This is a genomic window from Dickeya dadantii NCPPB 898, from assembly GCF_000406145.1.
Classification (GTDB): Bacteria; Pseudomonadota; Gammaproteobacteria; order Enterobacterales; family Enterobacteriaceae; genus Dickeya; species Dickeya dadantii.
The window spans coordinates 363,429-387,176 of sequence record NZ_CM001976.1; the positions used below are offsets into that span (position 1 = coordinate 363,429).

The 23,748-nt window shown below is 59.2% G+C and carries 19 protein-coding genes; 8 read left to right on the forward strand and 11 right to left on the reverse strand.

Annotated elements, in window-relative coordinates; all coding sequences use genetic code 11:
- Window positions 1-103: 103 nt before the first annotated feature.
- Both parE and DDA898_RS02160 read left to right on the forward strand, forming a co-directional pair.
- Window positions 104-1,999 (forward strand): DNA topoisomerase IV subunit B, encoded by a 1,896-nt coding sequence (gene parE, locus DDA898_RS02155; RefSeq protein WP_038900095.1) that lies wholly within the window; start codon window positions 104-106, stop codon window positions 1,997-1,999.
- 12 nt (window positions 2,000-2,011) lie between these two features.
- Entirely contained in the window at window positions 2,012-2,908 is an 897-nt protein-coding gene (locus tag DDA898_RS02160) for a LysR family transcriptional regulator (RefSeq protein WP_013316053.1), read from the forward strand.
- Window positions 2,909-2,958: 50 nt separating this feature from the next.
- Here the strand turns inward: DDA898_RS02160 and DDA898_RS02165 are convergent, their stop codons facing one another.
- Window positions 2,959-3,540 carry an NAD(P)H-dependent oxidoreductase gene (locus DDA898_RS02165; protein ID WP_013316054.1) on the reverse strand — a complete coding sequence of 194 codons (582 nt, stop codon included), beginning with the start codon at window positions 3,538-3,540 and terminating at the stop codon, window positions 2,959-2,961.
- Window positions 3,541-3,817: 277 nt separating this feature from the next.
- Here DDA898_RS02165 and parC point away from each other — a divergent pair, with 277 nt between their 5' ends.
- From parC to ftsP, 3 genes are all read left to right on the forward strand, one after another.
- Entirely contained in the window at window positions 3,818-6,094 is a 2,277-nt protein-coding gene (gene parC, locus DDA898_RS02170) for a DNA topoisomerase IV subunit A (protein ID WP_038910057.1), read from the forward strand.
- Between the two features lie 238 nt (window positions 6,095-6,332).
- On the forward strand, window positions 6,333-7,070 hold the full coding sequence (locus DDA898_RS02175; RefSeq protein WP_038910058.1) for a 1-acylglycerol-3-phosphate O-acyltransferase: 738 nt from the start codon (window positions 6,333-6,335) through the stop codon (window positions 7,068-7,070).
- An 87-nt stretch (window positions 7,071-7,157) separates the two neighbouring features.
- On the forward strand, window positions 7,158-8,576 hold the full coding sequence (gene ftsP / locus DDA898_RS02180) for a cell division protein FtsP (RefSeq protein ID WP_038910059.1): 1,419 nt from the start codon (window positions 7,158-7,160) through the stop codon (window positions 8,574-8,576).
- Between the two features lie 59 nt (window positions 8,577-8,635).
- Here the strand turns inward: ftsP and dkgA are convergent, their stop codons facing one another.
- Together dkgA and yqhD are read right to left on the reverse strand one after the other, a co-directional pair.
- Complete coding sequence (dkgA, locus tag DDA898_RS02185; RefSeq protein ID WP_038912393.1) at window positions 8,636-9,481, reverse strand: 2,5-didehydrogluconate reductase DkgA; 846 nt, start codon at window positions 9,479-9,481, stop codon at window positions 8,636-8,638.
- A gap of 186 nt (window positions 9,482-9,667) precedes the next feature.
- Window positions 9,668-10,831, reverse strand: a complete 1,164-nt coding sequence (gene yqhD / locus DDA898_RS02190; RefSeq protein WP_038910060.1) for an alcohol dehydrogenase — start codon at window positions 10,829-10,831, stop codon at window positions 9,668-9,670.
- A 466-nt stretch (window positions 10,832-11,297) separates the two neighbouring features.
- Between yqhD and DDA898_RS02195 the strand changes: the two genes are divergently transcribed.
- Window positions 11,298-12,209 carry an AraC family transcriptional regulator gene (locus DDA898_RS02195; protein ID WP_038910061.1) on the forward strand — a complete coding sequence of 304 codons (912 nt, stop codon included), beginning with the start codon at window positions 11,298-11,300 and terminating at the stop codon, window positions 12,207-12,209.
- Between the two features lie 93 nt (window positions 12,210-12,302).
- On the opposite strand, the gene DDA898_RS02200 is transcribed toward DDA898_RS02195, so the two are convergent.
- Both DDA898_RS02200 and metC read right to left on the reverse strand, forming a co-directional pair.
- Window positions 12,303-12,962 (reverse strand): DedA family protein, encoded by a 660-nt coding sequence (locus DDA898_RS02200; RefSeq protein WP_038900103.1) that lies wholly within the window; start codon window positions 12,960-12,962, stop codon window positions 12,303-12,305.
- 184 nt (window positions 12,963-13,146) lie between these two features.
- Entirely contained in the window at window positions 13,147-14,340 is a 1,194-nt protein-coding gene (gene metC, locus DDA898_RS02205; protein ID WP_013316062.1) for a cystathionine beta-lyase, read from the reverse strand.
- Window positions 14,341-14,602: 262 nt separating this feature from the next.
- Between metC and exbB the strand changes: the two genes are divergently transcribed.
- Together exbB and exbD are read left to right on the forward strand one after the other, a co-directional pair.
- Window positions 14,603-15,541 (forward strand): tol-pal system-associated acyl-CoA thioesterase, encoded by a 939-nt coding sequence (gene exbB, locus DDA898_RS02210; RefSeq protein WP_013316064.1) that lies wholly within the window; start codon window positions 14,603-14,605, stop codon window positions 15,539-15,541.
- A gap of 4 nt (window positions 15,542-15,545) precedes the next feature.
- The gene (gene exbD, locus DDA898_RS02215; protein ID WP_038910062.1) at window positions 15,546-15,965 is read left to right on the forward strand and encodes a TonB system transport protein ExbD; all 420 of its coding nucleotides are present in this window, start codon (window positions 15,546-15,548) and stop codon (window positions 15,963-15,965) included.
- Between the two features lie 130 nt (window positions 15,966-16,095).
- On the opposite strand, the gene DDA898_RS02220 is transcribed toward exbD, so the two are convergent.
- The 6 genes from DDA898_RS02220 to cscK all read right to left on the reverse strand — a co-directional run bounded on the left by DDA898_RS02220 (window position 16,096) and on the right by cscK (window position 23,541).
- Window positions 16,096-16,746, reverse strand: coding sequence for a Qnr family pentapeptide repeat protein (locus tag DDA898_RS02220; protein ID WP_038910063.1), 651 nt, complete (start codon window positions 16,744-16,746; stop codon window positions 16,096-16,098).
- Between the two features lie 128 nt (window positions 16,747-16,874).
- Window positions 16,875-17,894: a substrate-binding domain-containing protein gene (locus DDA898_RS02225; RefSeq protein ID WP_033112191.1), complete on the reverse strand. Its 1,020-nt coding sequence runs from the start codon at window positions 17,892-17,894 to the stop codon at window positions 16,875-16,877.
- Between the two features lie 49 nt (window positions 17,895-17,943).
- The gene (locus DDA898_RS02230; RefSeq protein ID WP_038910064.1) at window positions 17,944-19,356 is read right to left on the reverse strand and encodes a glycoside hydrolase family 32 protein; all 1,413 of its coding nucleotides are present in this window, start codon (window positions 19,354-19,356) and stop codon (window positions 17,944-17,946) included.
- Complete coding sequence (locus DDA898_RS02235) at window positions 19,356-20,726, reverse strand: sucrose-specific PTS transporter subunit IIBC (RefSeq protein WP_013316069.1); 1,371 nt, start codon at window positions 20,724-20,726, stop codon at window positions 19,356-19,358. Before DDA898_RS02235 ends, DDA898_RS02230 begins: the two co-directional genes overlap by 1 nt.
- An 81-nt stretch (window positions 20,727-20,807) precedes the next feature.
- On the reverse strand, window positions 20,808-22,424 hold the full coding sequence (locus DDA898_RS02240) for a carbohydrate porin (protein WP_081639203.1): 1,617 nt from the start codon (window positions 22,422-22,424) through the stop codon (window positions 20,808-20,810).
- Between the two features lie 193 nt (window positions 22,425-22,617).
- Entirely contained in the window at window positions 22,618-23,541 is a 924-nt protein-coding gene (gene cscK / locus DDA898_RS02245) for a fructokinase (RefSeq protein WP_013316071.1), read from the reverse strand.
- Window positions 23,542-23,748: the final 207 nt, after the last annotated feature.

Consider the following 23,748-nt stretch of genomic DNA (forward strand, 5'->3'; position numbering starts at 1 on the left):
CGGCGTTTTCACCCTGATAATCGACGCTTGGCGTTGTGCCTGCGCCACGTATAATCGCGGGATACCGTCTGACTTTCAAACAACGACAACATTCATTCTAACCATGACGCAATCAAGTTATAACGCTGATGCGATTGAAGTCCTCAGCGGGCTGGAGCCGGTGCGCCGCCGTCCGGGGATGTATACCGATACCACCCGTCCCAACCATCTGGGACAAGAGGTCATTGATAACAGCGTCGATGAGGCGCTGGCTGGTCACGCTCGTCGCATCGATGTGATTCTGCACCCCGATCAGTCGCTGGAAGTGATTGACGACGGGCGCGGGATGCCGGTGGACATCCACCCGGAAGAGGGCGTTCCCGCCGTCGAGCTGATCCTGTGCCGCCTGCATGCCGGGGGCAAATTCTCCAACAAAAACTACCAATTTTCCGGCGGCCTGCACGGGGTGGGGATTTCCGTGGTCAACGCGCTGTCCACCCGAGTGGAAGTGACGGTGCGCCGCGACGGTCAGGTCTACGACATCGCCTTTGAAAATGGCGACAAGGTACAGGAACTGACGGTGACCGGCACCTGCGGACGCCGCAACACCGGTACACGCGTGCATTTCTGGCCGGATGCTTCATTCTTCGATAGCCCGCGCTTTTCCGTACTGTCCCTGACGCATTTGCTGAAAGCCAAGGCGGTGCTGTGTCCGGGGGTGGAAATCGTCTTCAAAGACGGCGTAAACGACACCGAACAGCGCTGGTGCTATCAGGGCGGTCTTAGCGATTACCTGTGCGAAGCGGTCAACGGGCTGCCGACGCTGCCGGAAAAACCGTTTATCGGCACGATTCCCGGCGACACCGAAGCGGTGGAATGGGCGCTGCTGTGGCTGCCGGAAGGCGGCGAACTGCTGACCGAAAGCTACGTCAACCTGATCCCGACCTTACAAGGCGGCACCCACGTCAACGGACTGCGGCAAGGGCTGCTGGACGCGATGCGCGAGTTCTGTGAATTCCGCAATATACTGCCGCGCGGCGTCAAGCTCAGCGCCGAAGACATCTGGGAGCGCTGCGCCTATGTGCTGTCGCTGAAGATGCAGGACCCGCAGTTCGCCGGCCAGACCAAAGAGCGGCTGTCGTCGCGCCAGTCGGCGGCGTTTGTCTCCGGCGTGGTGAAAGATGCGTTCAGCCTGTGGCTGAACCAGAACGTGCAGGCGGCGGAACAACTGGCGGAGATGGCGATCTCCAGCGCCCAGCGCCGTATGCGCGCCGCCAAGAAAGTGGTGCGCAAGAAACTCACCAGCGGCCCGGCGCTGCCCGGCAAGCTGGCGGACTGTACTTCGCAGGACCTGAGCAAGACCGAACTGTTCCTGGTGGAAGGGGACTCGGCGGGCGGCTCCGCCAAGCAGGCGCGTGACCGCGAGTACCAGGCGATCATGCCGCTCAAGGGCAAGATCCTCAACACCTGGGAAGTGTCGTCGGACGAAGTGTTGGCGTCGCAGGAAGTGCATGATATTTCGGTGGCGATCGGCATCGATCCGGACAGTGACGACCTGAGCCAGCTGCGTTACGGCAAGGTGTGTATTCTGGCGGATGCGGATTCGGACGGGCTGCACATTGCCACACTGCTGTGCGCGCTGTTCGTACGCCATTTCCGCGCGTTGGTGCAGGGCGGTCATGTTCATGTCGCTATGCCGCCGTTGTACCGTATCGACCTCGGCAAAGAGGTGTATTACGCGCTGGATGAAGAAGAGAAAGCCGGCATTCTGGAACAGCTCAAACGCAAGAAAGGCAAGCCTAATGTCCAGCGTTTCAAAGGGCTGGGGGAAATGAACCCGATGCAGCTGCGTGAAACCACGCTGGACCCTAACACCCGTCGTCTGGTGCAGCTCACCATCAACGAGCAGGACATCGAACAGACGCTGGCGACCATGGACATGCTGCTGGCGAAAAAGCGCGCCGAAGACCGCCGCAACTGGCTGCAGGAGAAGGGCGACAAGGCTGAACTTGACGTCTGACGCCCGGGCACGATGAAAGTCACGCTGGAAGAGATGCAGGCATTCGTGGTGGTGGTGGACTGCGGGTCCGTCACCGCCGCGGCTGGACAGCTGGGGCAGACCACGTCCGGGATCAGCCGGGCGCTGGGTCGTCTGGAAAGCAAGCTCGGTATGACGCTGCTGCACCGCACCACCCGCCGTCTGGCGTTGTCGGAAGAAGGGCAGATATTCTTGCAACATGCGCGGGATGTGTTGCAGACGGTGGAACTGGCGGAAGAGCAGATTGCGCTACGTCGCAGGAAACCCAGCGGGCGGTTGCGCATCAACGCCGCCGCGTCGTTCATGCAGCATGTGATCGTGCCGCTGATCCCGGAGTTTCGCCGCCGTTATCCCTGTATTTCGCTGGAGCTGAATACTGACGACGTGATTATCGATTTGCTGGAACAGCATACCGATGTTGCGATTCGTATCGGTGAACTGCGTGATTCCAGCATCCATGCCCGGCCGCTGGGCGCCACCCGGCTGCGGATTCTGGCCAGCCCGGAATACCTGAGCCGTCACGGTACGCCGCTCGGCGTGGAGGCGCTGGCCGGTCACACCTTGCTGGGGTTTACCCAGTCCGAGTCGCTTAATCTCTGGCCGCTACGCAGCGCATTTGGTGATTATTACCCGATCGTGCCGACGATTGCGGCGTCCAACGGTGAAATGTTGCGCCAGCTGGCGCTGCGGGGAGAAGGCATTGTACGGCTGTCGGATTTCATGACCCGCGATGATGTGGCGGCTGGTCGGCTGGTGCAGATTCTGGCCGACGACACGCTGGAGATGCGCCTGCCGGTCAATGCGGTGTTCTACCGCAACACCGCGCTGGCCAGCCGGATCGTCAGTTTTCTGGATTTTCTGAGCGAAAAAATGGCGCAGCATCCGCTCTAGCCGTGAAGCGGAAGCCGCGCCGAGGGTAAATTAAGGCGATATCGCCGGAATCAGGCGAAAACCTGATCAAGGTGTGCGCGGTAGCGGGCGATGTCTTGTTCCACGTCCGGCTGCTTGATGACGTCGTTGCAGATAAACGTCGGCAGCGACGACAGGCCGATGAACTGGTTGGCTTTGTGGAACGGCAGGTACACGCCATCCACGCCGACGCCGTGGAAGAACTGATCGGGGTCGGTAAAGGCTTCCAGCGGTGCGTTCCAGGTCAGCGACAGCAGGTAGTGTTTGCCCTGCAACAAGCCGCCGGAGCCGTATTTCTTGCTGGCGTCCGCGCGGGTGCGGCCGTCGCTGGCGTACAGGGAGCCGTGTCCGGCGGTGAACACATCGTCGATGTATTTTTTTAGGATCCACGGCGCGCCCATCCACCAGCCCGGCATCTGGTAGATGACGGCGTCGGCCCACAGGAAATTCTGCACTTCCTGTTCGATGTCGTAGCCTTCGTCCACCGTGGTGATGCGGACGTGGCGACCTTTGTCGCGCAGGAAAGACGCGGCGACGTCCGTCAGGGTACGGTTGAGTTCGCCTTTGGAATGACCAAAAGATTTTCCGGCGTTGATGATGAGTACGTTATGCATGGCTGATGACCTCGAATGGCATAAATAAGCATGTGCTGGAAGCCAGTCTAGCCGCCGGATTAACGAAGAAAAATGTGCCGTGGCGCACAACACTGTTGCCGAATCGTCAATAATCGTCGGTTTTGAACCGGGGCAAGGCGTCGCGGCAACGGGATGCAGTGAAGAGAGACACGACTTGCGGTACTATCCGGGCAGCTTTTGCCACCACGTGGCTTATCGCGTAAAAATTAAGCGAGTTTTTTGAACATGGCGAAACGCCACGGTTTAAGGATTATCAATGAGTGACATGACTCATGACGGCGCAGAGCGTCTTGCGCTGCACACGTTTACCGAGAACGCCTATCTCAACTACTCCATGTACGTCATCATGGACCGGGCGCTCCCCTTTATTGGCGACGGCCTCAAGCCGGTTCAGCGCCGTATCGTGTATGCGATGTCTGAACTGGGGCTGAGCGCCAGCGCTAAATTCAAGAAATCCGCCCGTACGGTGGGCGACGTGCTGGGTAAATACCATCCGCACGGCGACAGCGCCTGTTACGAGGCGATGGTGCTGATGGCGCAACCCTTCTCCTACCGCTACCCGCTGGTGGACGGTCAGGGCAACTGGGGGGCGCCGGACGATCCCAAATCGTTCGCCGCCATGCGTTATACCGAATCTCGTTTGTCGAAGTATGCCGAAGTGCTGCTGGGCGAGCTGGGTCAGGGGACGGTGGATTACGTGCCGAACTTTGACGGCACGATGCAGGAGCCGAAGATGCTGCCTGCCCGTTTGCCCAACATCCTGCTCAACGGCACCACCGGCATCGCGGTCGGCATGGCCACCGATATTCCGCCGCACAACGTGCGTGAAGTGGCGGCGGCGGCGGTAGCGCTGATCGATGAGCCGGACACCCAACTGGACGCGCTGCTGCGCTACGTGCAGGGACCGGATTTCCCCACCGAGGCGGAAATCATCACCCCGCGCGACGAAACCCGCAAAATGTACGAAAGCGGCCGCGGCTCGGTGCGTATGCGGGCGGTATGGAAAAAAGAAGACGGTAGCGTGGTGATCACCGCGCTGCCGCACCAGGTGTCGGGGGCGCGGGTGCTGGAGCAAATCGCCAGCCAGATGCGCGCCAAGAAGTTGCCGATGATCGACGATCTGCGCGACGAGTCCGACCATGAGAACCCGACCCGGCTGGTGCTGGTGCCGCGTTCCAACCGTATCGATCTGGATCTGGTGATGAACCACCTGTTCGCCACCACCGATCTGGAAAAAAGCTACCGTATCAACATGAATATGATCGGCCTGGATGGCCGCCCCAGTGTGAAAGGGCTGCGGGAAATCCTGACCGAGTGGCTGGCGTTCCGCCGCGACACCGTGCGCCGCCGTTTGAACTTCCGGCTGGATAAGGTGCTCAAGCGCCTGCATATTCTGGAAGGCTTGCTGATTGCGTTCCTGAACATTGATGAAGTCATTCATATCATCCGCAACGAAGATGAGCCGAAGCCGGTGCTGATGGCGAAGTTCGGACTGAGCGATACCCAGGCCGAAGCGATTCTGGAACTGAAATTGCGTCATTTGGCCAAGCTGGAAGAGATGAAGATCCGCGGCGAGCAGGACGATCTGGCTAAAGAACGCGATCAGATCCAGGCGCTGTTGGCGTCTGAGCGCAAAATGAACAGCTTGCTGAAGAAAGAGATTCAGGAAGACGCCAAAGCCTACGGCGATGAGCGTCGTTCGCCGTTGCATGAACGCGGCGAAGCCAAAGCCATGAGCGAACATGACCTGTCTCCTTCCGAACCGGTGACCATCGTGCTGTCGGAAATGGGCTGGGTGCGTAGCGCCAAGGGGCACGACATCGACCCGTCCGGCCTGAGTTACAAGGCCGGCGACGCCTACCGTGCCGCCGCCCGCGGCAAAAGCAACCAGCCGGTGGTGTTCATGGATTCCACCGGGCGCAGCTATGCGCTGGATCCGCTCACGCTGCCGTCGGCGCGTGGTCAGGGCGAGCCGTTGACCGGTAAGCTGACGCTGCCGCCGGGCGCCACCATCGAGCAGGTGCTGATGGCGGCGGACAACCAGCGGCTACTGCTGGCCTCCGACGCCGGTTACGGCTTTATCTGTACCTTTGCCGATCTGGTGGCCCGCAACCGGGTGGGTAAAGCGGTGCTGACCCTGCCGGACAATGCGCACGTGCTGCCGCCGCTGGAGCTTCAGCGTGACGATGACTTGTTGCTGACCGTGACCGCGGCCGGCCGCATGCTGCTGTTCCCGGTAGCCGACCTGCCGGAGCTGTCCAAAGGCAAGGGCAACAAGATCGTCTCGATCCCGGCGGCGCAGCTGGCCAGCGGCGACGATCGGATCTTGTGGCTGATGCCGATCGCACCACAATCCACCATCACGCTGCATGCCGGCAAACGCAAGTACTCGTTGCGCCCGGAAGAACTGCAGAAATATCAGGCCAGCCGGGGCTGTAAAGGCACGGCGCTGCCGCGCGGTCTGCAACGCGTCGATCGTATCGAGGTTGACGCGCCGGCCGGCATCGCCAGCGCCGGCAGCAGTGAAGAATAGTTCTTCCTGTAGGCTGGCGGCCCGTCGTTGCGAGCGGCGGGCCGTAAACGGGGCGCCCTGTTTTTTGATGGGCGCCGATGCCGGGGCGGCATTTCCCGTCGTGATTTCCTTTTCGTCTTTCCCTGTACGTCCAATAGCCGCTTTTGGGTGGACAACGCGATCTGCCGCGGCAAGGTTCGCCGTGTGTTTTATCGCGAAGCCGCTATACTAGCGGCGGCTGTTGGCTAATGAGGTTGCTATGTTATTCATTCTCCGGTTTTTGGTGGTGATCGTTTATTCCGTAGTGCTCTGTCTGGCAGGGTTGGTTTACTGCCTGTTTACCCCGAAAGATCCCCGTCATGTTTCCCGGTTTGGCCGCCTGTTCGGGCGTTTGTCGGTGGTGTTTGGTCTGAAGGTGGAAGTCCGCTATCCGCAGCCGTCTCACTTTGACGGCAACTGTATTTATATCGCCAACCATCAGAACAACTATGACATGGTGACGGCGTCGAATGCGGCGATTCCGGGCACCGTGACCGTGGGCAAGAAGAGCCTGGTGTGGATCCCGTTTTTCGGCCCGTTGTACTGGCTTTCCGGCAATCTGCTGATTGACCGGGATAACCGCGCCAAAGCGCATGGCACCATCTCGCAGGTGGTGAAGCATATTCAAGAGCGCAACATTTCGGTGTGGATGTTTCCGGAAGGCACTCGCAGCCGCGGGCGCGGCCTGCTGCCGTTCAAAACCGGCGCGTTCCATGCCGCGATTGCCGCCGGCGTGCCGGTGGTGCCGATCTGCGTGTCCAGCACCCATAAAAAAGTGAAGCTGAACCGCTGGAATAACGGGCATGTGATTGTCGAGATACTGCCGCCGATTGACTGTAGCGCTTACGGTAAAGAACAGGTCCGCGAACTGGCCGCTTATTGCCATGACCTGATGGCGGCGAAAATCGCACAGCTGGACGCGGAAGTCGCACAGCGCGAAGCGGCGGAAAAACGCTAAGTCAGCGCGAGGATGCGCGGCGTGACCCTGCGGGCGGTGTTACGGCCCGGAATGGAGTAAAGGATTGAACAGGTTTTCGGAGTCATTATGTCATTGAGTCGGCGTCAGTTTATTCAGGCTTCGGGCATTGCGCTGTGCGCGGGTGCAATGCCGCTGACGGCCAGAGCCGACGGCGGGAAAAACCCACTGCCTGTTCCCCCTCTGCTGGAATCCCGCCGCGGGCAGCCGGTCTTTTTGACCATGCAACGGGCGCACTGGTCCTTCTCCGGCGAGCGGAAAAACCCGGTATGGGGGTTTAACGGCCGTTATCTTGGCCCGACGGTGCGGGTGTTCAGCAATGACGACGTCAAGCTGATTTACAGCAACCGCCTGAATGAACCGGTGTCGATGACCGTCAGCGGCCTGCAGGTTCCGGGTTCGCTGATGGGCGGCGCCGGCCGCATGATTCAGCCTAATATGGACTGGTCGCCGGTGTTGCCGGTACGTCAGGCGGCGGCCACTTGCTGGTATCACGCCAATACGCCCAACCGCATGGCGCCGCACGTCTATAACGGTCTGGCCGGCCTGTGGCTGGTGGAAGATAGTCTCAGCAAGTCGCTGCCGATTCCCAATCATTACGGCGTGGATGATTTCCCGCTGATTATCCAGGACAAGCGGCTGGATAACTTTGGCGCGCCGCTGTACAACCCGCCCAGCAGCGGCGGTTTTATGGGGGATACGCTGCTGGTGAACGGCGCGCGCAACCCGTATGTGGAAGTCTCCCGCGGCTGGGTTCGCCTGCGCTTGCTCAACGCCTCCAACGCCCGCCGCTATGTGATGCGCATGAGCGACGGCCGGCCGCTGCACCTGATTGCCAACGATCAGGGTTTTCTGCCCGCGCCGATGGCGTTGAACCAGATGTCGCTGGCACCCGGCGAGCGCCGTGAAGTGCTGGTCGATATGTCTCAGGGCAACGAGGCGACGCTGACCGCCGGCGAATCCGCCAGCATCATGCAGCGGCTGCGCGGATTGTTTGAACCCTCCAATATTCTGGTGTCGTCGGCAATTCTGACCCTGAGGCCCACCGGCCTGCTGCCGCTGGTGACCAACACTCTGCCGATGCGCCTGCTGGCCGACAATATCATCGACGGCGCGGTCAGCCGGACGCGCGAATTTCGCCTCGGCGACAGCCTGCCGGGCATCAACGGCGCCATGTGGGACATGAATCGTGTTGATGTACAGACGCAGGTCGGGCGCTATGAGCGTTGGATTGTGCACGCCGACCAGCCGCAACCGTTCCACGTTCAGGGCGCGGCGTTTCTGGTGCGTAGCGTGAACGGCGGCCTGACGCCGCCGGAGGACAGCGGCTGGAAAGACACCGTCTGGGTAGAAAACGATGTGGAACTGCTGGTGTATTTCGGCCAGTTCTCCACGCCGCAGTTCCCGTTCCTGTATTACAGCCACACGCTGGAAATGGCCGATCGCGGCTCCATCGCTCAACTGGTGGCGCAAGCTTCCAACGGATAGCGCAGCCCTGACGGACGTCGCCCGCGCGTCAGACGTGGGCGACAGGAACGGGCGCGGCGCTAGTCTTTGCGCGGCGCATCGGTGCGCGGCTGATCCGGGTCCGGCCCCAGTCGCTTGCCGCAGTCAAGCGTTGCCACTTCGCTTAGTTCTTCTTTCTCCAGCCGGAAGTCAAACACCTCGAAATTTTCCCGAATACGCGCCGGGGTAACGGATTTGGGGATCACCACCAGACCGCAGTCAAGATGCCAGCGGATCACGATCTGCGCCGGCGTTTTACCGTATTTTTTCGCCAGCGCGTGGATCACCGGGTGGTCGAATACGCCTTCTCCGCCCTGCGCCAGCGGGCTCCAGGACTCGGTCTGAATGTGGTGGGTGGTGTTCCAGGTGTGCAGCATGCGTTGCTGGAATAACGGGTGCAGCTCGATCTGATTGATGACCGGCATCACGCCGGTTTCTTCTTTCAGGCGTTGCAGGTGGTGCGGATTGAAATTACAGACGCCGACGCTTTTCGCCAGCCCCTGTTCTCTGAGATTGAGCAGTCCGCGCCAGGCTTCGACGTAGGTGTTCTGCTCCGGCAGCGGCCAATGGATCAGATACAGGTCGACGTACTCCAACTGCAGTTTGCGCAGGCTTTCCTCCAGCGCCTGACGCGGATGCGCCTGATCGCTGTTCCACAGTTTGGTGGTGATAAAAATATCGCTGCGCGGGATATCGGTTTGCTGTAACGCTTTGCCGACACCCGTTTCGTTCTTATAAATAGCGGCGGTATCAATGGCGCGATAGCCGATGTTCAGAGCTTCGGTAACGGCTGCAGCGGCCTGTTCGTTGCTGGCCTGCCAGACGCCAAGCCCTAGCTGGGGCATGATATTGCCGTCAGCCAGTTTAACCAGAGGTTGCATCGTCATGTCATTCTCCTTGTTATGTGCCTTCAGCGCCCGGGAGAGATAGCGGGGGGGCATGGCGGCACTGTGGCGATGAGACAAAGACGCCGCCTGGGACGGCGGCGTCTGAATGCCGGTTTTCACATCAGGCAGTGCCTGAGCGCCAGCGGCGGCATGTTTTTAAGTGTAGTCGAAAGTCACCAGCCGCGGTTAGCGGGCGGCTTCGTACACGCGGCGACTGATGTCCAGCGTGATGTCGTGGTGCTCGCCCAGCGCGGTCATGCCGTGCTCTTCCAGCTTCGCCACCATTGCCGGAATGGAGCTGCCGTCCAGTTGGTAGTCGGACAAGCGAGTCGGTACGCCCATCTGTTCGAAGAAAGCGCGGGTGGCGGCGATGGCCGCATCAATGCGCTGGTCTTCGGAGCCATCACGCAGATTCCAGACGCGTTCCGCGTATTGCAGCAGTTTTTCACGTTTCTGGACGCGGCGCTCATTGAGCATTGCCGGCAGCACGATAGCCAGCGTCTGGGCGTGGTCCAGTCCATGCATGGCGGTGATTTCATGGCCCAGCATGTGGGTCGACCAGTCTTGCGGCACGCCGGCGCCGATCAGGCCGTTGAGCGCCATGGTAGCGCTCCACATCACGTTGGCGCGCACGTCGTAGTTGTGTTGCTCTTTCAGCGCGAGCGGACCTTCTTCGATCAGCGTCAGCAGCAGGCCTTCGGCGAAACGGTCCTGTACTTTGGCGTTAGCCGGGTAGGTCAGGTACTGTTCGACGGTATGGACGAAGGCATCCACCACGCCGTTGGCGATCTGACGTTCAGGCAAGGTGTACGTGACTACCGGGTCGAGCACGGCAAAGCGCGGGCACACCAGCGGATTCATGAACGCCTGCTTGTCGCCGCTGCTCTTACGGGTGATGACCGCGCCGCTGTTGGACTCGGAGCCTGTCGCCGGCAGGGTCAGTACCACGCCCAGCGGAGTGGCGGTTTCGATCTGCGCGCCCCAGGTTTGCAGGATGTGCCACGGATCGTCGGCGGCGGTGTAATGTGCCGCAGCGGCGATGAACTTGGTGCCGTCCGCGACCGAACCGCCGCCCACGGCCAGCAGGAAGTCGATTTTTTCCTTGCGGACAATCTCAACCGCCTTCATGAGCGTTTCGTAGGTCGGGTTTGGTTCAATACCGGAGAACTCCAGTACGTTACGGCCTTTCAGCGCGTTGATCACCTGGTCGAACACGCCGTTTTTCTTGATGCTGCCGCCGCCGTAGGTGATCAGGATGCGGGCGTCCGCCGGGATCTGATCGGCCAGACTGGCGATTTGCCCTTCGCCGAACAGGATTTTGGTCGGGGTATGGAGAGTAAAATTCTGCATGGTTATAAATCCCTTCTAAGGTGACTGGTCCAGTTTGACGCCTTGCTGTAACAGCGCAGGCAGGACATGGGGTAGTAGACGTATTGATAGGCACCGGCGGTATTGCCGCCCCAGGCTTCGCCATCGCTACGTCCTGTGTGCTTCCAGTGGTTAATCAGGGTCTTTATCTGCTATCACCACGATTGACCGCAACCAGACGTGTCGTCCTGATAATCGCGGATAACGCCGCTTTCGGCATTCGCTGACGGCATCACCGCGCTCACGATTGAGCCGTTACCTGAGCGAACCGTATATCAATGGTAGCCATCGCGGTGTGGCCGTGGGTTTTATTCTCGGTGTCCATCCGCATTCCGGCAATGCTCATTTCTCGCTATGTATTGCCTTTTTCTGCAAAGCTTAGGAGAAAAGGGTGATTCTATTGCCCATATATGTCACTTTATTTCCGTTGTTAGTAAGAGATGAACATATGCAAAATCTTAGTTCACGCCAGCGTTTGGTCAATCTGGCGATGCTGTACGCCGCCGGCAATGGCGTCAGTCAAACTCCGATTCCGCAGGTCAAGGTGATTTACATCGATCGCCACGGCGCGCGGGCGCCGGTGCTGTACGACCCGTGCATTGTGATCATGTTTCAGGGGCACAAGGTGGGGTATCTGGGAGACAAGGTCTTCCAGTATGACCCGGACAACTACCTGCTGATGACGGTGCCGCTGCCGTTCGAGTGTGAAAGTTTCGCCAGCCCGGAAAACCCGCTGGTTGGTATCTCCATCCGGGTGGATATCCCAATTCTGCAAGATCTGCTAATCGAGATGGGGGATGACAACTGCGGCGAGAAGCGGCGGTCCGATACCGCCGGTATCAACAGCGTGCCGCTTAACGAGGCGATCCTGTGTGCGACGGAGCGATTGCTGGAGGCGATGGCGAACGCGCGCGACGCCAGGGTGCTGGGGCCGTGGATGGTGCGGGAAATCCTCTACCATGTGCTGTGCGGCCCCTGCGGCGATTCCTTACAGGCGCTGATGAACCGCTACAGCCATTTCAGCCAGATCGCTCGCGCGCTGCGCTATATCGAAAACTATTATGCAGACAACCTGAACGTGGAACGGTTGGCAGCGGAAGTGAACATGAGCGTGTCGGCGTTTCACCATAACTTCAAGGCGGTCACCAACACTTCGCCCGTGCAGTACCTGAAGTCCTATCGGCTGCACAAGGCGCGTTTACTGATGGTGCATGACGGGCTGAAAGCCAATGTGGCGTCCATACAGGTGGGGTACGAAAGTCCGTCGCAGTTCAGTCGGGAGTTCAAACGCTTCTTTGGCGTTACGCCAGGCGATGAAGTCGCCAGGCTGCGGGGATCAGGAGTAGTAGAGAGCAGTTAGGAGTAGTAGAGAGCAGTTGAACCGCGTTTCGCCACGCTCGCGAACCGCATATCAGTTATCCGGCGGGCAGCGCATTTGCTCCGCCGGTCTTTCTCAGGCCATCGCCCGTCTTTTACGCCACAGCACCAGCAACATTCCCACCAGTCCGCTGAACAACAGCACCAGCGGCAGAATGCACAGCGCGGTCATCACCTGATCTTCATAGCGTTTGACCAGCGGAATATGGCTGAGGGCGTAACCCAGCGTAACGATGCCGGTAACCCACAGAAAACCGCTCAGCCAGTTGAAAATCTGAAAGCGGGTACTGCTAAGTCCGGACACCCCGGCGATGGTCGGCAACAAGGTGCGCACGAACGCCAGAAAACGACCAACCAGCAGTGCGGCCAGCCCATGCTGGTGGAACAGGTTGTGGGTGCGTTGATGATAGTGAGCCGGTAGCTGATGCAGCCATTTCTTCACCAGCCGGGTATCTCCCAGCCAGCGCCCCTGAAGGTAACTCAGCCAGCAACCAAGACTGGCGGCTACGGTCAACAGCACCATAGTGGGAATGAAGCTCATCACGCCTTTGGCGATCATGGCGCCGGTTAGCAACAACAGGCTATCGCCCGGCAGAAACGAGGCGGGCAGCAAACCGTTTTCCAGAAACAGGGTGGTGAAAAGCACGCCATAAATGACCCACACCACGCGCGGATCGGCCAGTGCGCTGAAGTCTTGTCGCCACAGCGCCTGAATAATTTCATGAACAACACTCATATCGCATCCTGTCTGGTTTGCTATAACCCTTGAAGCCCGCGTAAATACGCCGCGCTGAGCCGGAAAAGACGAGCATCAGGATAGGGTAAAAAAGGTAAACGTATTGTCATCGTTGTTACTGTTCATCATATACGCTTTGCCTGACTTACCACAGCGGCATCAGGGGGCTGGAGGGATAGTGGCGTCACATTTCCCGCAATCTCCTGAAGCCGGTTTCCAAATCGGCGATCAAATCGTCGCAATCTTCCAGGCCGATGTGCAGCCGTACCAGCGTACCGGTAAAGTCGACGCCGCCTGCCGGACGAATCGCCGCCAGTTCTTCCGGCTGGTTGGCCAGAATCAGCGATTCGAAACCGCCCCAGGAATAGGCCATGCGGAAATGGCTGAAATGGTCGAGATAATGGGCCAGTTGCTCGCGGCTCAGTTTGTCTTTCAGCACGAACGAAAACAGGCCGTTACTGCCGCTGAAATCCCGTACAAAGTATTCGTGCCCTTTGCAGCCGGGCAGCGCCGGGTGGTTGACTATCGCCACTTCCGGGCGCTCCGCCAGCCAACGCGCCACGCGCAGGCCGTTTTCCTGATGCTGCTGCAACCTCACCCCCAGCGTCCGCAGCCCGCGGCTGGCCATGTAGGCGCTGTCGGCGTCGGCCATTTGCCCCATCAGGTAGGATTGCTCGCGCAACTGATCCCAGCAGCGCGCGTTGGCGACGGCGGTGCCGATCATGGCATCGGAGTGGCCGACGATGTATTTGGTGCCGGCCTGAATCGAGATATCCACCCCCAGATCCAGCGGACGAAACAGTACGCCGGCCGCCCAGGTGTTGTCGATCATGATGACGATATCCGGGTTAACGCGGCGAACGGCGGCGACAATCGCCGGAACGTCCTGCACTTCCATGGTGATGGAACCGGGTGATTCCAAAAATACAACTCGGGTATTGGGCTGGATCAGGCTGGCGATGTCGCCGCCAATCATCGGATCGAAAAAGGTGGTGCTGATGTTCATTTTGCTCAGCACTTTGTTACAAAAATCCTGCGTCGGTTCGTAGGCGGAACCGGTAACCAGCAGGTGATCGCCCGCCGAGACAAACGAGACGATGGCGTTGGCGATCGCCGCCGCGCCGCAGGGGTAAAGCGCGCAGCCCGCGCCGCCTTCCAGTTCGGTCATGGCGTCCTGAAAAGCGAAGTGGGTCAGGGTGCCGCGACGACCGTAAAACAACGCGCCTTTGGCGCGATTAATGGTGGCGTGTTTTTTATCCTGCACGCTGTCGAATACCAGCGAAGAGGCACGCTGAATCACCGGGTTTACCGCCCCCTGGGTCACTCTTTTGCTGCGCCCGGCGGCCACCAGCGCGGTGGCGATTTTTTTACTCGTCATACGGCATCACCTGTAGCTCAAACATTCCTTGCGTCCATCGCTTTACGTTACCACGGCTGGGATGACAGGGGGGCGGCTTTTCTTATTTAAGATGAACATGCCGCTGATGCGATGTAACGAATGTGCTGAGAAACGGTGCGTTAGAGGCAAAGCGTGCAGCAAAATGCGTAAATAATAATGAGAACGACTATCAATTAATTCTGGGTTTGGTATCATTTTCGCCAGATTAAAGTGGCATGAAAATGATGGGTGGAGGCACAGCGTGTATACGGCTGACAAGAATATTAACCAACGGGGATCATCAGTCTGGCGTAAGCCCGGCCGCGTGTTCGGGGGCTTTACTCAACGTCTGATGGCGTTCGCGTTGCTGGGGATGGCAGGCAGCGCATTGGCCGCGCCGGCGTCAACGCCGATCGCGACCGGCACGGCAGCAGCGACTACCGCCGCTCCGTCCGCGCCGCCGGGAGCTGTCGGCAGCCTGATGAGCACGGATCTGTCCGTCTGGGGAATGTATCAGCACGCTGACGTGGTGGTAAAAACGGTGATGATCGGCCTGTTGCTGGCATCCGTGGTTACCTGGGCGATTTTCTTCGGCAAGAGTACCAGCCTGATGGGCGCCAAAAAGCGCATTCGTCGCGAGTATCAGGCGCTGGAAGACGCCCGCACGCTGGATGATGCGTTGGATATCTCCGGCGTGTTCAAACCGGGCAGCGTGTCGCTGCAACTGCTGGCGGATGCCCGCAATGAGCAGGAGCTGTCCGAACGTTCCGACGACAATAACGGCATCAAAGAGCGCACCGCGTTTCGTTTTGAACGCCGGGTAGCGGCTACCGGGCGTCAGATGGGGCGCGGAACCGGTTATCTGGCGACGGTGGGGGCTATCGCGCCGTTCATCGGTCTGTTCGGCACCGTGTGGGGCATCATGAACAGCTTTATCGGCATCGCCCAGTCGCAGACCACCAATCTGGCGGTGGTAGCGCCGGGTATCGCCGAAGCGCTGCTGGCGACGGCTATCGGTCTGGTCGCGGCGATTCCGGCGGTGGTGATTTATAACGTGTTCGCACGCTGGACAGCCGGTTACAAGGCGATGGTGGGCGATGTGGCCGCGCAGATTCTGCTGTTGCAGAGCCGCGATCTGGATATTGCAGCCAGTGCCGGCAACGCGTCTTCTTCACCGGCGCAGAAACTGCGGGTAGGGTAAGTCGATGGCGATGCATCTGAACGACGGGCAGGGTGAAAACGGTGAAATGCATGACATCAACGTGACGCCGTTCATCGACGTCATGCTGGTGCTGTTAATCATCTTCATGGTGGCTGCGCCGCTGGCGACGGTGGATGTGCGGGTTAATCTGCCCGCCTCCAGCGCCACGCCGCAGCCGCGCCCGGAAAAACCGGTGTTCCTGACGGTGAAGGCCGATAAACAGCTCTATCTGGGCGACGATGCGATCACCGAAGCGACGCTGGCTCAGGCGCTGGAAGCCAAAACCCTGGGCAATAAAGACACCACCATTTTCTTCCAGGCAGACAAGAGTGTGGATTACGAAACCCTGATGCGGGTGATGGATTCGCTGCGCGAAACGGGCTACCTCAAAATCGGCCTGATGGGCGCGGAGAAAGCGCGCTGAGGCGCGGTTTCCTGCCTGAACTGAACCACCGCTTCGGCGGTGGTTTTTTTATGTGCGCTTGGTCTTTTGCACGTTGCCGCGCCTAAACCGAGAGCGCTAACGGCGCCTGCCGAATCCTTGCGGCCTCGGACTATTGTTCAATCACTATGATTCCGAGACGCTCCATCAACGTATTTATCTGATGACTATCTAACTTTACGCCTTCGAGATTTGTCGAACGCACATCAAGCTCCCCCAATTCGGCGTTGATTAAATCGCATTGCGTAAAGTCGGCGGAGCGCCAGTCAAAAGCATTAAACTCTCCCCCGGACAAATCGGAGCCGACAAAGCTGGCGCCGTTGACATTCGCGCCTGTCCAGCGGTTTTCCCATAGCTCACACTTTTCCAGTATGACGCCCGACAGGTTGGCGTAACTTAAATTTGATTTCGTGATGTAGGCGCTGCAAAACCATGTGCGGGCGGTAATCCTGTTCATGAAGCTTGCGTCCCGGAAGTCGGCGCCCTGTGCCCGGCAGTCGCGTATTTCAATGCCCAGTGCTTTCACCGAGCGGAAATTACACAGCGACAAATCGCAGTTTTTAAAGCTGGCGTCTTTCAACGTCGCTCTATAAAAATTACAGCCCATTTGGCTTTCTTGATCGAAAAACTGGCAGTTCAAAAACTGGGTATCAGTTAAATCGCAGCCTGCAAAGTCGCAATTATGGAATTTACAGTTTTCGATGAGCTGTTGGGTGAAGCGATCCGCACTGAACTTTTGCTCTGTAAAGGTCTGGGCAATCATTATCACACCTGTAAATATAACCAGTTTTCGGTCATCTTACTGGTCGCCAGCCTCGCAAGCTACTTTTTGTCACGCGAACTTTTGTCACGCGAACTTTTCGGTGAGACCTTTGGGAGGCGCTATCGTGTTCAGGCGCGGGAATCCGGGTGACGCCAGTGCGGGCGGGTCGGCACATATACGCGGCTTTCCGTCAGCGGCTGTCCTTCAATCAGTGCGTTGATCATCTCAAAACTGTTGCGCGCCAGCGTCTCGCAATCCTGCGCCACGGTATCGATCTTCATCGGCAGGCAATCGAACAGGTAGTGATCGTCAAAGCTGCACAGCCGCATGTCGCAGTCCATCAGGTTGTGCTGATTCAGGTAACGCAGCACGCCTTCCAGCAGGCCGCAGGCGGCGGTAAACAGCGCTTTGGGCGGCCGGCCGAGGCGGGCGCACAGTTGGGCGAACATCTCGTAACCGGCGCTGGAATGATAGTTGCCGTGGATAATCCATTCCGGGCGGCACTCGACGCCGGCGCGCTCCAGCCCAAGCTGGAAACCGGCCAGTCGATCGCGGGTAGGGGAAATGCGCGGCTGACCGCCGATGAAATAGAACTCGTCCGGATGCCGACGGGCGATGTTTTCCACCAGCGCAGCGGTAGACTCCACCGCTTCGGAAACCACCATCGGCAGGTTGGACTCGCCGATCACCCGGTCGAACTGCAACACCGGCAACTGCTGATTAATCTTTTGGTATTCGACATCGCTCAACATGCTGGAGGCGACGATCAGGCCGTCCACCTGACGCTGTATCAGGCTGTTGACCGCCATCATTTCCTGGCTGGCGTTCTCATCGGTACAGGCAATCAGCAACTGCAACCCGGCTTCCCGACACAAGCACTCCAGTTCGCGGGAGATCATCGCAAAACCGTAGTTGGTCATTTCCGGCACCACCAGCCCCAGCGTGTTGCTACGGCTGGAGCGCAGAGAGCGGGCGTGGATGCTGGGTTGATAGCGTTGCTGTTGCGCCAGCGCCAGCACCCGGTCACGGGTTTCGTCCGAAACGCGGAACTCTTTGCTGCGGCCATTGAGAACCAGACTGGCGGTGGATTTGGATACTCCCGCCAGTCGTGCGATGTCGCTGATTGTGACGCGTTTGGTCTGTTTCACCGTGATATCTTTAGAGGACAATGTGCCTTTAATGGCATGAAAAGGAACCTTATTCTATCACGCACGGTGCCAACAGCCAGTGTTGCAGCGTAATGCGTCCGGAACCGCTGAAGCTGACCATGGCGTCGCTGGTGGGGAAGTAGCGTGACGACATCACCGCCTGCCCGTGGTTGATAAAGATTTCCACGCTGGAGCGGTCGCACAGAATCTGTAGGTGGTGCAGCGGGCCGTCATGCCAGTAACGGTGTTCCGACTCATTGGTGCGGCGATTACGGCGGCTCAGGGTCAGGCGTTCGCCGTCCCAGCACAGCACCATTACTCCGGCGAAGTTGAGCTGAAATTCGCCCTGCGTGTCCAGCACCAGTTCCGCGCTGCTGGCGGGCAACGCGGGCGCGTAATCGGCGACGCCCTGCCACAGATGTTCCAGATGACGCAGGCTTTGCAGCTCGCGCACCGGTTGCTGGTAAATCCGGTCATCGCGCAGCGTCAGTTCACGCGGGCAGGTCATGGTATGGATCCAGCCGTGGACGATCGTGGGCTGGAAGAACTCGTTCTGATCCGGCACGCCCATCCAGCCGAACAGCAGCCGGCGGCCATCTTCGCTTTGCGTGGTTTGCGGCGCGTAAAATTCGAAGCCCAGATCCAGTTCGTGGAACGCCTGATGGGTGAAGCGGCCGCTGTCGTAGTCGAGCGAGCCGATGAAATAGCCGGACTGATGGGTATTCAGGTAGCGCTCTTCTTCGGCGGGCAGCCCCTGCGGGCAGCAAATCAGCACGTCGTGGTTTTCCAGTGCAAACAGGTCCGGACATTCCCACATGTAACCGAAATCGCCCAGCCCGTTGAGCCGGGAGCCGGCGATTTCACCCAGAGCATGCCACTGCAGCAGATCGGAGGACCGATACAGCAGCACCTTGCCCTGCAAATCCATATCTTGCGCGCCCAGCACCATGTACCAGTTATCCTGATGACGCCAGACCTTCGGGTCGCGAACGTGGCCGGTGTACCCTTCCGGCAATGACAACACCGGGCCGGTCTTGTCGAATTCGCCGTCGTCGTTGGCGCGCGCCAGACACTGATACGCGGTGCGTGAGCCGTCGTCGTATTTCACATTGCCGGTATAAATCAGCACCAGGGCATCGTTGTCCACCACGGCGGAGCCAGAATAACAGCCGTGGCTTTCATAGCTTTCCGCCGGCACCAGCGCCACCGGTTCGTGACGCCAGTGCACCAGATCGGCGGAGCTCCAGTGCCCCCAGAACTTGGCGCCGTGGGCGCAGGCCTGTGGATTCCACTGATAAAACAGATGGTAACGCCCCTTATGCTGCACGAATCCATTGGGGTCGTTCAGCAGCCCGACCAGCGGCGACAGGTGCCACTGCGGACGATGCGGGTCATAGGTTTGCCGTGACGGTCCGGACATCAGGGCGTAGGCCATGCGTTTTAACAGATGGATTTCCTTCATTATGCGTTGTCCGTTTTGTATTTCAGCAACAGAGAGATCAGGAAGGCAGCGCCAAAGGCGATCAACATACCGAGCAGATAATTCAGCATTGAGCCAGCCTGTACGATGGCAAGGCCCGGAATGCCGGTCAGCCCGACCGCCGTCATGTTGACGTGGTTGGCGACGACCCAGGCGCCACCCAACGCACCGCCCGCCAGCCCGGCCAGGAACGGTTTGATGAAGCGCAGGTTAATCCCGAAGATCGCCGCTTCGGTAATGCCGAGCAGACAGGAAAGCGACGACGGCACGGCGATGGCTCTGATTTTAGCGTCGCGGGTTTTGAAGTATACCGCCAGACAGGCGCCGCCCTGCGCCACGTTAGCCATCGCCCAGATCGGCAGCAGGAAGTTGACGCCGATGGACGGGTTACCCAGCAATCCGGCTTCGATGGCGTGGAAGCTGTGGTGGACGCCGGTGATGACGATAGCCGAATACAGTCCGCCGAACAGCAGCCCGGCCAGCCAGCCCGCGTGGGTAATCAGGGTGCTCAGCACTAAGGAAATGCCGTCGCCCAGCATGCGGCCCGCCGGGCCAATCACCAGCATGGCGACGAAGCCGGAAATGATCACGGTCAGGAACGGCGTCACGATGATATCCAGCGCGTTCGGCACCACCTTACGCAGGCGCTTTTCCACCAGACTCATGAACCATACCGCCAGCAATACCGGGAACACGGTGCCCTGGTAACCGATCATGGCGAATTCCAGACCGAACAGGTGCATGGTTTTGAAACCGCCGGCCACGCCCCAGGCGTTGGTCAGCGCCGGGTGGGTGAGGATGCCGCCCAGCGTCGCGCCCAGATAGGGGTTGCCGCCAAATTCACGCGCGGCGGTAAAGCCGATCAAAATCGGCAGAATGATGAACGCGGCGGAGCTGAACATATCCAGCATCACGAAAATGGCGCTGCCGGCATCGACCCAGCCGTAGGTCTTGATCATGCCGAGCAGGCCCATCAGCAGGCCGGAGGCGACAATCGCCGGGATAATCGGCACGAAAATGTTCGACAGCAACCGGGCCAGGCGTTGCAGCGGGTTGAGTTTCTGCGCCGCCAGCGTGGCCGCTTCGCTGGTGCTGGCTTCGCTGATGCCGGCGGCCTTGATGAATTCGGCGTAGACCTTGTTCACCAGCCCGGAGCCAAAAATAATCTGCATCTGGCCGGCATTCTGGAAACACCCTTTGACGCCTTCGACATTTTCGATGGCGGTTTTATCGGCCAGGCTGTCATCGTTGAGCACCAGCCGCAGGCGGGTGGCGCAGTGCGCGGCGCTGGCGATATTTTCCCTGCCTCCCAGTAAAGGGATCAGGGAGGCCGCAGTGGCATGAATATCCATAGTCTTCCTCTTTTATCAATCAGGTGTGCGGCCACCCGTCACCGGTAGCATAAGCCTTGCCGGTGACGGCCGCGTTAACCGTTAAAACCAGGTTTCCATCTGGACGCCGAAGGTCCATTCGCCACCTGCTTTGAAGCCGGTGGAACCGAAGGCGTCGTCGCTGGCGTAGTTATCCAGTCGCTTGTCCCAATCCATGTAACTGGCGAAGATGCGCAGTTCCGGTCGGCTTAATAAATTGGAGATATCGCCCACTTTGAACGTCGGGGCGAAAGTCAGCTTGTAGAACCCGCCGCTTACCTGATTACGCGATAAGTATCCCTGAGGATCCAGATTCATATATTGATAGCTGCCTTCATAGGCCAGCGCGAAGTTTTCGGTAATTTCCTGAATAAAGCGCGCATTAAATGTCACCCAGCGGTAGTCATCCCCCTGAACGTAACGATCTTTGCTGCTTTGCGCCAGAATCGCCGGAGCGAAACTCCAGGTTTTATTCAGCGCGGTCGTCCCGTAGGTGGCCAGACGCCAGGTGCTGGCGTTCTGGGTCAGGTTGCCGTCGGAACCGATGGATTTCACTTCGCCGCCGAGGCCGTGGCCGTACAGCAGCGCCACTTTGGATGTCCCGTCGCGCAGGCCGTAGAAGCTGTCGCCATGCCAGGCAGCGAGCGCGTGATAACCGCTGTCGCCGGCGTTGGTATTGGTGACGTTGTTGGCGTTGTTGCTCCCGGTATTTTCTTTTATGTCATTGTTACGAGCACGCAGGCCGCTCAGCATGAACTGGAACGGGCCGACGAAGTTATTGCTGGTGACGATGTAGTTCTGGATCTCCTTGTCCAGCGAGGTGATCTCGCCAAGGCTACGGCCGTAGATGGATAAGTTGCTTTTCCAGCCATCGACCGGCTTCACGTCGTAGATACCGCCGCCGGTCCCCGCCAGGAACACCACGTCGGAGTCGATCCAGTGGATGTCGAAGTTGTCGCGGTCAAAACGCTTGCCCGCCCACAGCGTGGTGTCTTTGAACGCGCCGGTGAACGTCGGCAGTGAGCCCAGTTCCACAAACGCTTCACGTACGTTCAGGTCGCTGGTGCTGGCGGTCCAGTCGTTATAGCTGCGCTGTCCGTCGGCCATCATGACCTTGAAGCGGGTGGTGGCGCCGTTATCCAGTTTGGTGCGGTGTTCCAGCTTCAGCTCCAGGTAGGTATCGTCCTCGTTGCCCAGTCGGCCGACATGGCCGCCGGTTTCGCCGGCCGGCGTCATGCTGGGGCCGATGTTCGCCTTCGAACTGGTGACGGAGTCGTGGATCGCCAGGCCGGAACGGGCATAGCCGTGGAATTCGAAGCCATCGGCAACGCTACGCTTGTTGGTCAGCGCGTCGGTTTTCAGCGCTACCTGCTGGGTCTGTTGTTCGTTTTGCGTGGCGCGCGCCGCAACCTGTTGGGTCTGCTGCGCCACTTGCTGGGTGGTTTGCTCCACCTGCTGGGTTTTCTGCTCGACTTGTGCAGTGCGGGCCGCCAGTTGTTTAGCCTGTTTTTCGGCGGCGTCGGCGCGGGCTTCCGCTTGCTTCGCGCGCTGTTCCGCCTGCAGCAGGCGCTGCTCCAGCGCGTTCAGACGCGCCTCAATGCTATCAGAAGGGGCTGCCAGCGCCAGTGAGGTACAGAGTGCGAGTCCCACGGCGGCGGCAAGATAACCTGGCTTTATCATGTTGGGTTTTCCCTTGGATGGTCAGATGGCTTTTTTTGTTTTGCTAAATTGCTAAACCGGTTATGCAGCGAAAGCTAAATGGGGCGAAGAGGGTTGGCAAGGAATTTTGTTTTCTTGCTGTGCTAACTGTGATCATGACAACAAAACCCGCTCCCGACGGTGCATGCGGCTGTCGGGAACCGGTTCTGAAAGGCTATGACGCGGTGGTGAGTTGATGGGCGAACGGTAGCGCCGTCATCGCGCCTTTGGCGGTGGTCGCCAGTGCGCCGCAGCGTTGCGCCTGCGTGAGCACGCTATGCCAGTCGTCAATCTGGTACAGGCTATCGTAGCCGGCCAGCGCGGCGAGCATGCCGGCGACAAAGGCATCGCCGGCGCCGGTGGTGTCGACCGGGGTGACGCGGTGCGCCAGGAAGTGCCGCAACTGGTGGCCGTCATGCAGCCAGACGCCGTCGCCGCCCTGAGTAATCAGCAACCGTTTGATGGGGTAGCGGGCCATCAGGTTAGCACTGCCCTGACGAATGTCCTCGCTGCCGCTGAGAAACAGGAATTCCTCTTCCGACAGCTTCACCACGTCCGCCAGCGCCAGCACCTGATCCAGACTGGTTCTCAATTCCTGCTCGCTGCGCCACAGGTCGGCGCGGATATTCGGGTCAAAACTGACCCATCCTTGTGCGGCGCGAATCCGTTGTATCGCTTCCAGCGCCGTGCTGCGCGACGGTTCGCGAGACAGCGCGATAGAGCACAGGTGCAGCCATTCGCTGCGCTGAAACGCCGGCAGGTCGGACGGTTGCAGGAACAGGTCGGCGCTGGGGCGCACCATGAACGTGAAGGTGCGTTCACCCTGGGCATCAAGACTCACCACCACGGTGGAAGTACGGTGTTCCGCATCCGGTTGCATGTGGCGGATATCTACCTGCTCGCGGGCCAGCACGTCGCGCAGGAAATGGCCGAACGCGTCCTCGCCGACGCGGCCGATAAAGCCGCTGTGTCCGCCCAATCGGGCGACGCCCACGGCGACGTTGGCGGGCGCGCCCCCCGGACATTTCAGATAGCGCTCCTCGCCTTCCGGAATGAGGTCGACTACCGCATCGCCCATTACCCATACTTTGTGAGACATAATTACACTCTTTATCGGGATAGTTAAACTGTTCGCTAAAATAGAAGAAACGGTTTAGCTAATCAACTTGTTGATGGCAAGAGGGGCATGAAAAGCTTATCAGCAGTGCGGTTCATGGCCGCTGTGTGGCGGTGTAACCCGGTGAGGTCGCTAATGACAGATCGTTGAATTTATGGCAATAAAAAATCAGGCGAGGATGTCATAAAA

Excerpts from the sequence above, each read along its gene's own strand:
- parE (WP_038900095.1), top strand. The coding sequence starts at position 104 with ATGACGCAATCAAGTTATAACGCTGATGCGATTGAAGTCCTCAGCGGG.
- DDA898_RS02175 (WP_038910058.1), top strand. The coding sequence starts at position 6,333 with ATGTTATTCATTCTCCGGTTTTTGGTGGTGATCGTTTATTCCGTAGTG.
- parC (WP_038910057.1), top strand. The coding sequence starts at position 3,818 with ATGAGTGACATGACTCATGACGGCGCAGAGCGTCTTGCGCTGCACACG.
- exbD (WP_038910062.1), top strand. The coding sequence starts at position 15,546 with ATGGCGATGCATCTGAACGACGGGCAGGGTGAAAACGGTGAAATGCAT.
- ftsP (WP_038910059.1), top strand. The coding sequence starts at position 7,158 with ATGTCATTGAGTCGGCGTCAGTTTATTCAGGCTTCGGGCATTGCGCTG.
- metC (WP_013316062.1), bottom strand. The coding sequence starts at position 14,340 with ATGACGAGTAAAAAAATCGCCACCGCGCTGGTGGCCGCCGGGCGCAGC.
- cscK (WP_013316071.1), bottom strand. The coding sequence starts at position 23,541 with ATGTCTCACAAAGTATGGGTAATGGGCGATGCGGTAGTCGACCTCATT.
- DDA898_RS02230 (WP_038910064.1), bottom strand. The coding sequence starts at position 19,356 with ATGAAGGAAATCCATCTGTTAAAACGCATGGCCTACGCCCTGATGTCC.
- DDA898_RS02240 (WP_081639203.1), bottom strand. The coding sequence starts at position 22,424 with ATGATAAAGCCAGGTTATCTTGCCGCCGCCGTGGGACTCGCACTCTGT.
- DDA898_RS02165 (WP_013316054.1), bottom strand. The coding sequence starts at position 3,540 with ATGCATAACGTACTCATCATCAACGCCGGAAAATCTTTTGGTCATTCC.
- DDA898_RS02160 (WP_013316053.1), top strand. The coding sequence starts at position 2,012 with ATGAAAGTCACGCTGGAAGAGATGCAGGCATTCGTGGTGGTGGTGGAC.
- DDA898_RS02200 (WP_038900103.1), bottom strand. The coding sequence starts at position 12,962 with ATGAGTGTTGTTCATGAAATTATTCAGGCGCTGTGGCGACAAGACTTC.
- DDA898_RS02195 (WP_038910061.1), top strand. The coding sequence starts at position 11,298 with ATGCAAAATCTTAGTTCACGCCAGCGTTTGGTCAATCTGGCGATGCTG.
- yqhD (WP_038910060.1), bottom strand. The coding sequence starts at position 10,831 with ATGCAGAATTTTACTCTCCATACCCCGACCAAAATCCTGTTCGGCGAA.
- dkgA (WP_038912393.1), bottom strand. The coding sequence starts at position 9,481 with ATGACGATGCAACCTCTGGTTAAACTGGCTGACGGCAATATCATGCCC.
- DDA898_RS02235 (WP_013316069.1), bottom strand. The coding sequence starts at position 20,726 with ATGGATATTCATGCCACTGCGGCCTCCCTGATCCCTTTACTGGGAGGC.
- DDA898_RS02220 (WP_038910063.1), bottom strand. The coding sequence starts at position 16,746 with ATGATTGCCCAGACCTTTACAGAGCAAAAGTTCAGTGCGGATCGCTTC.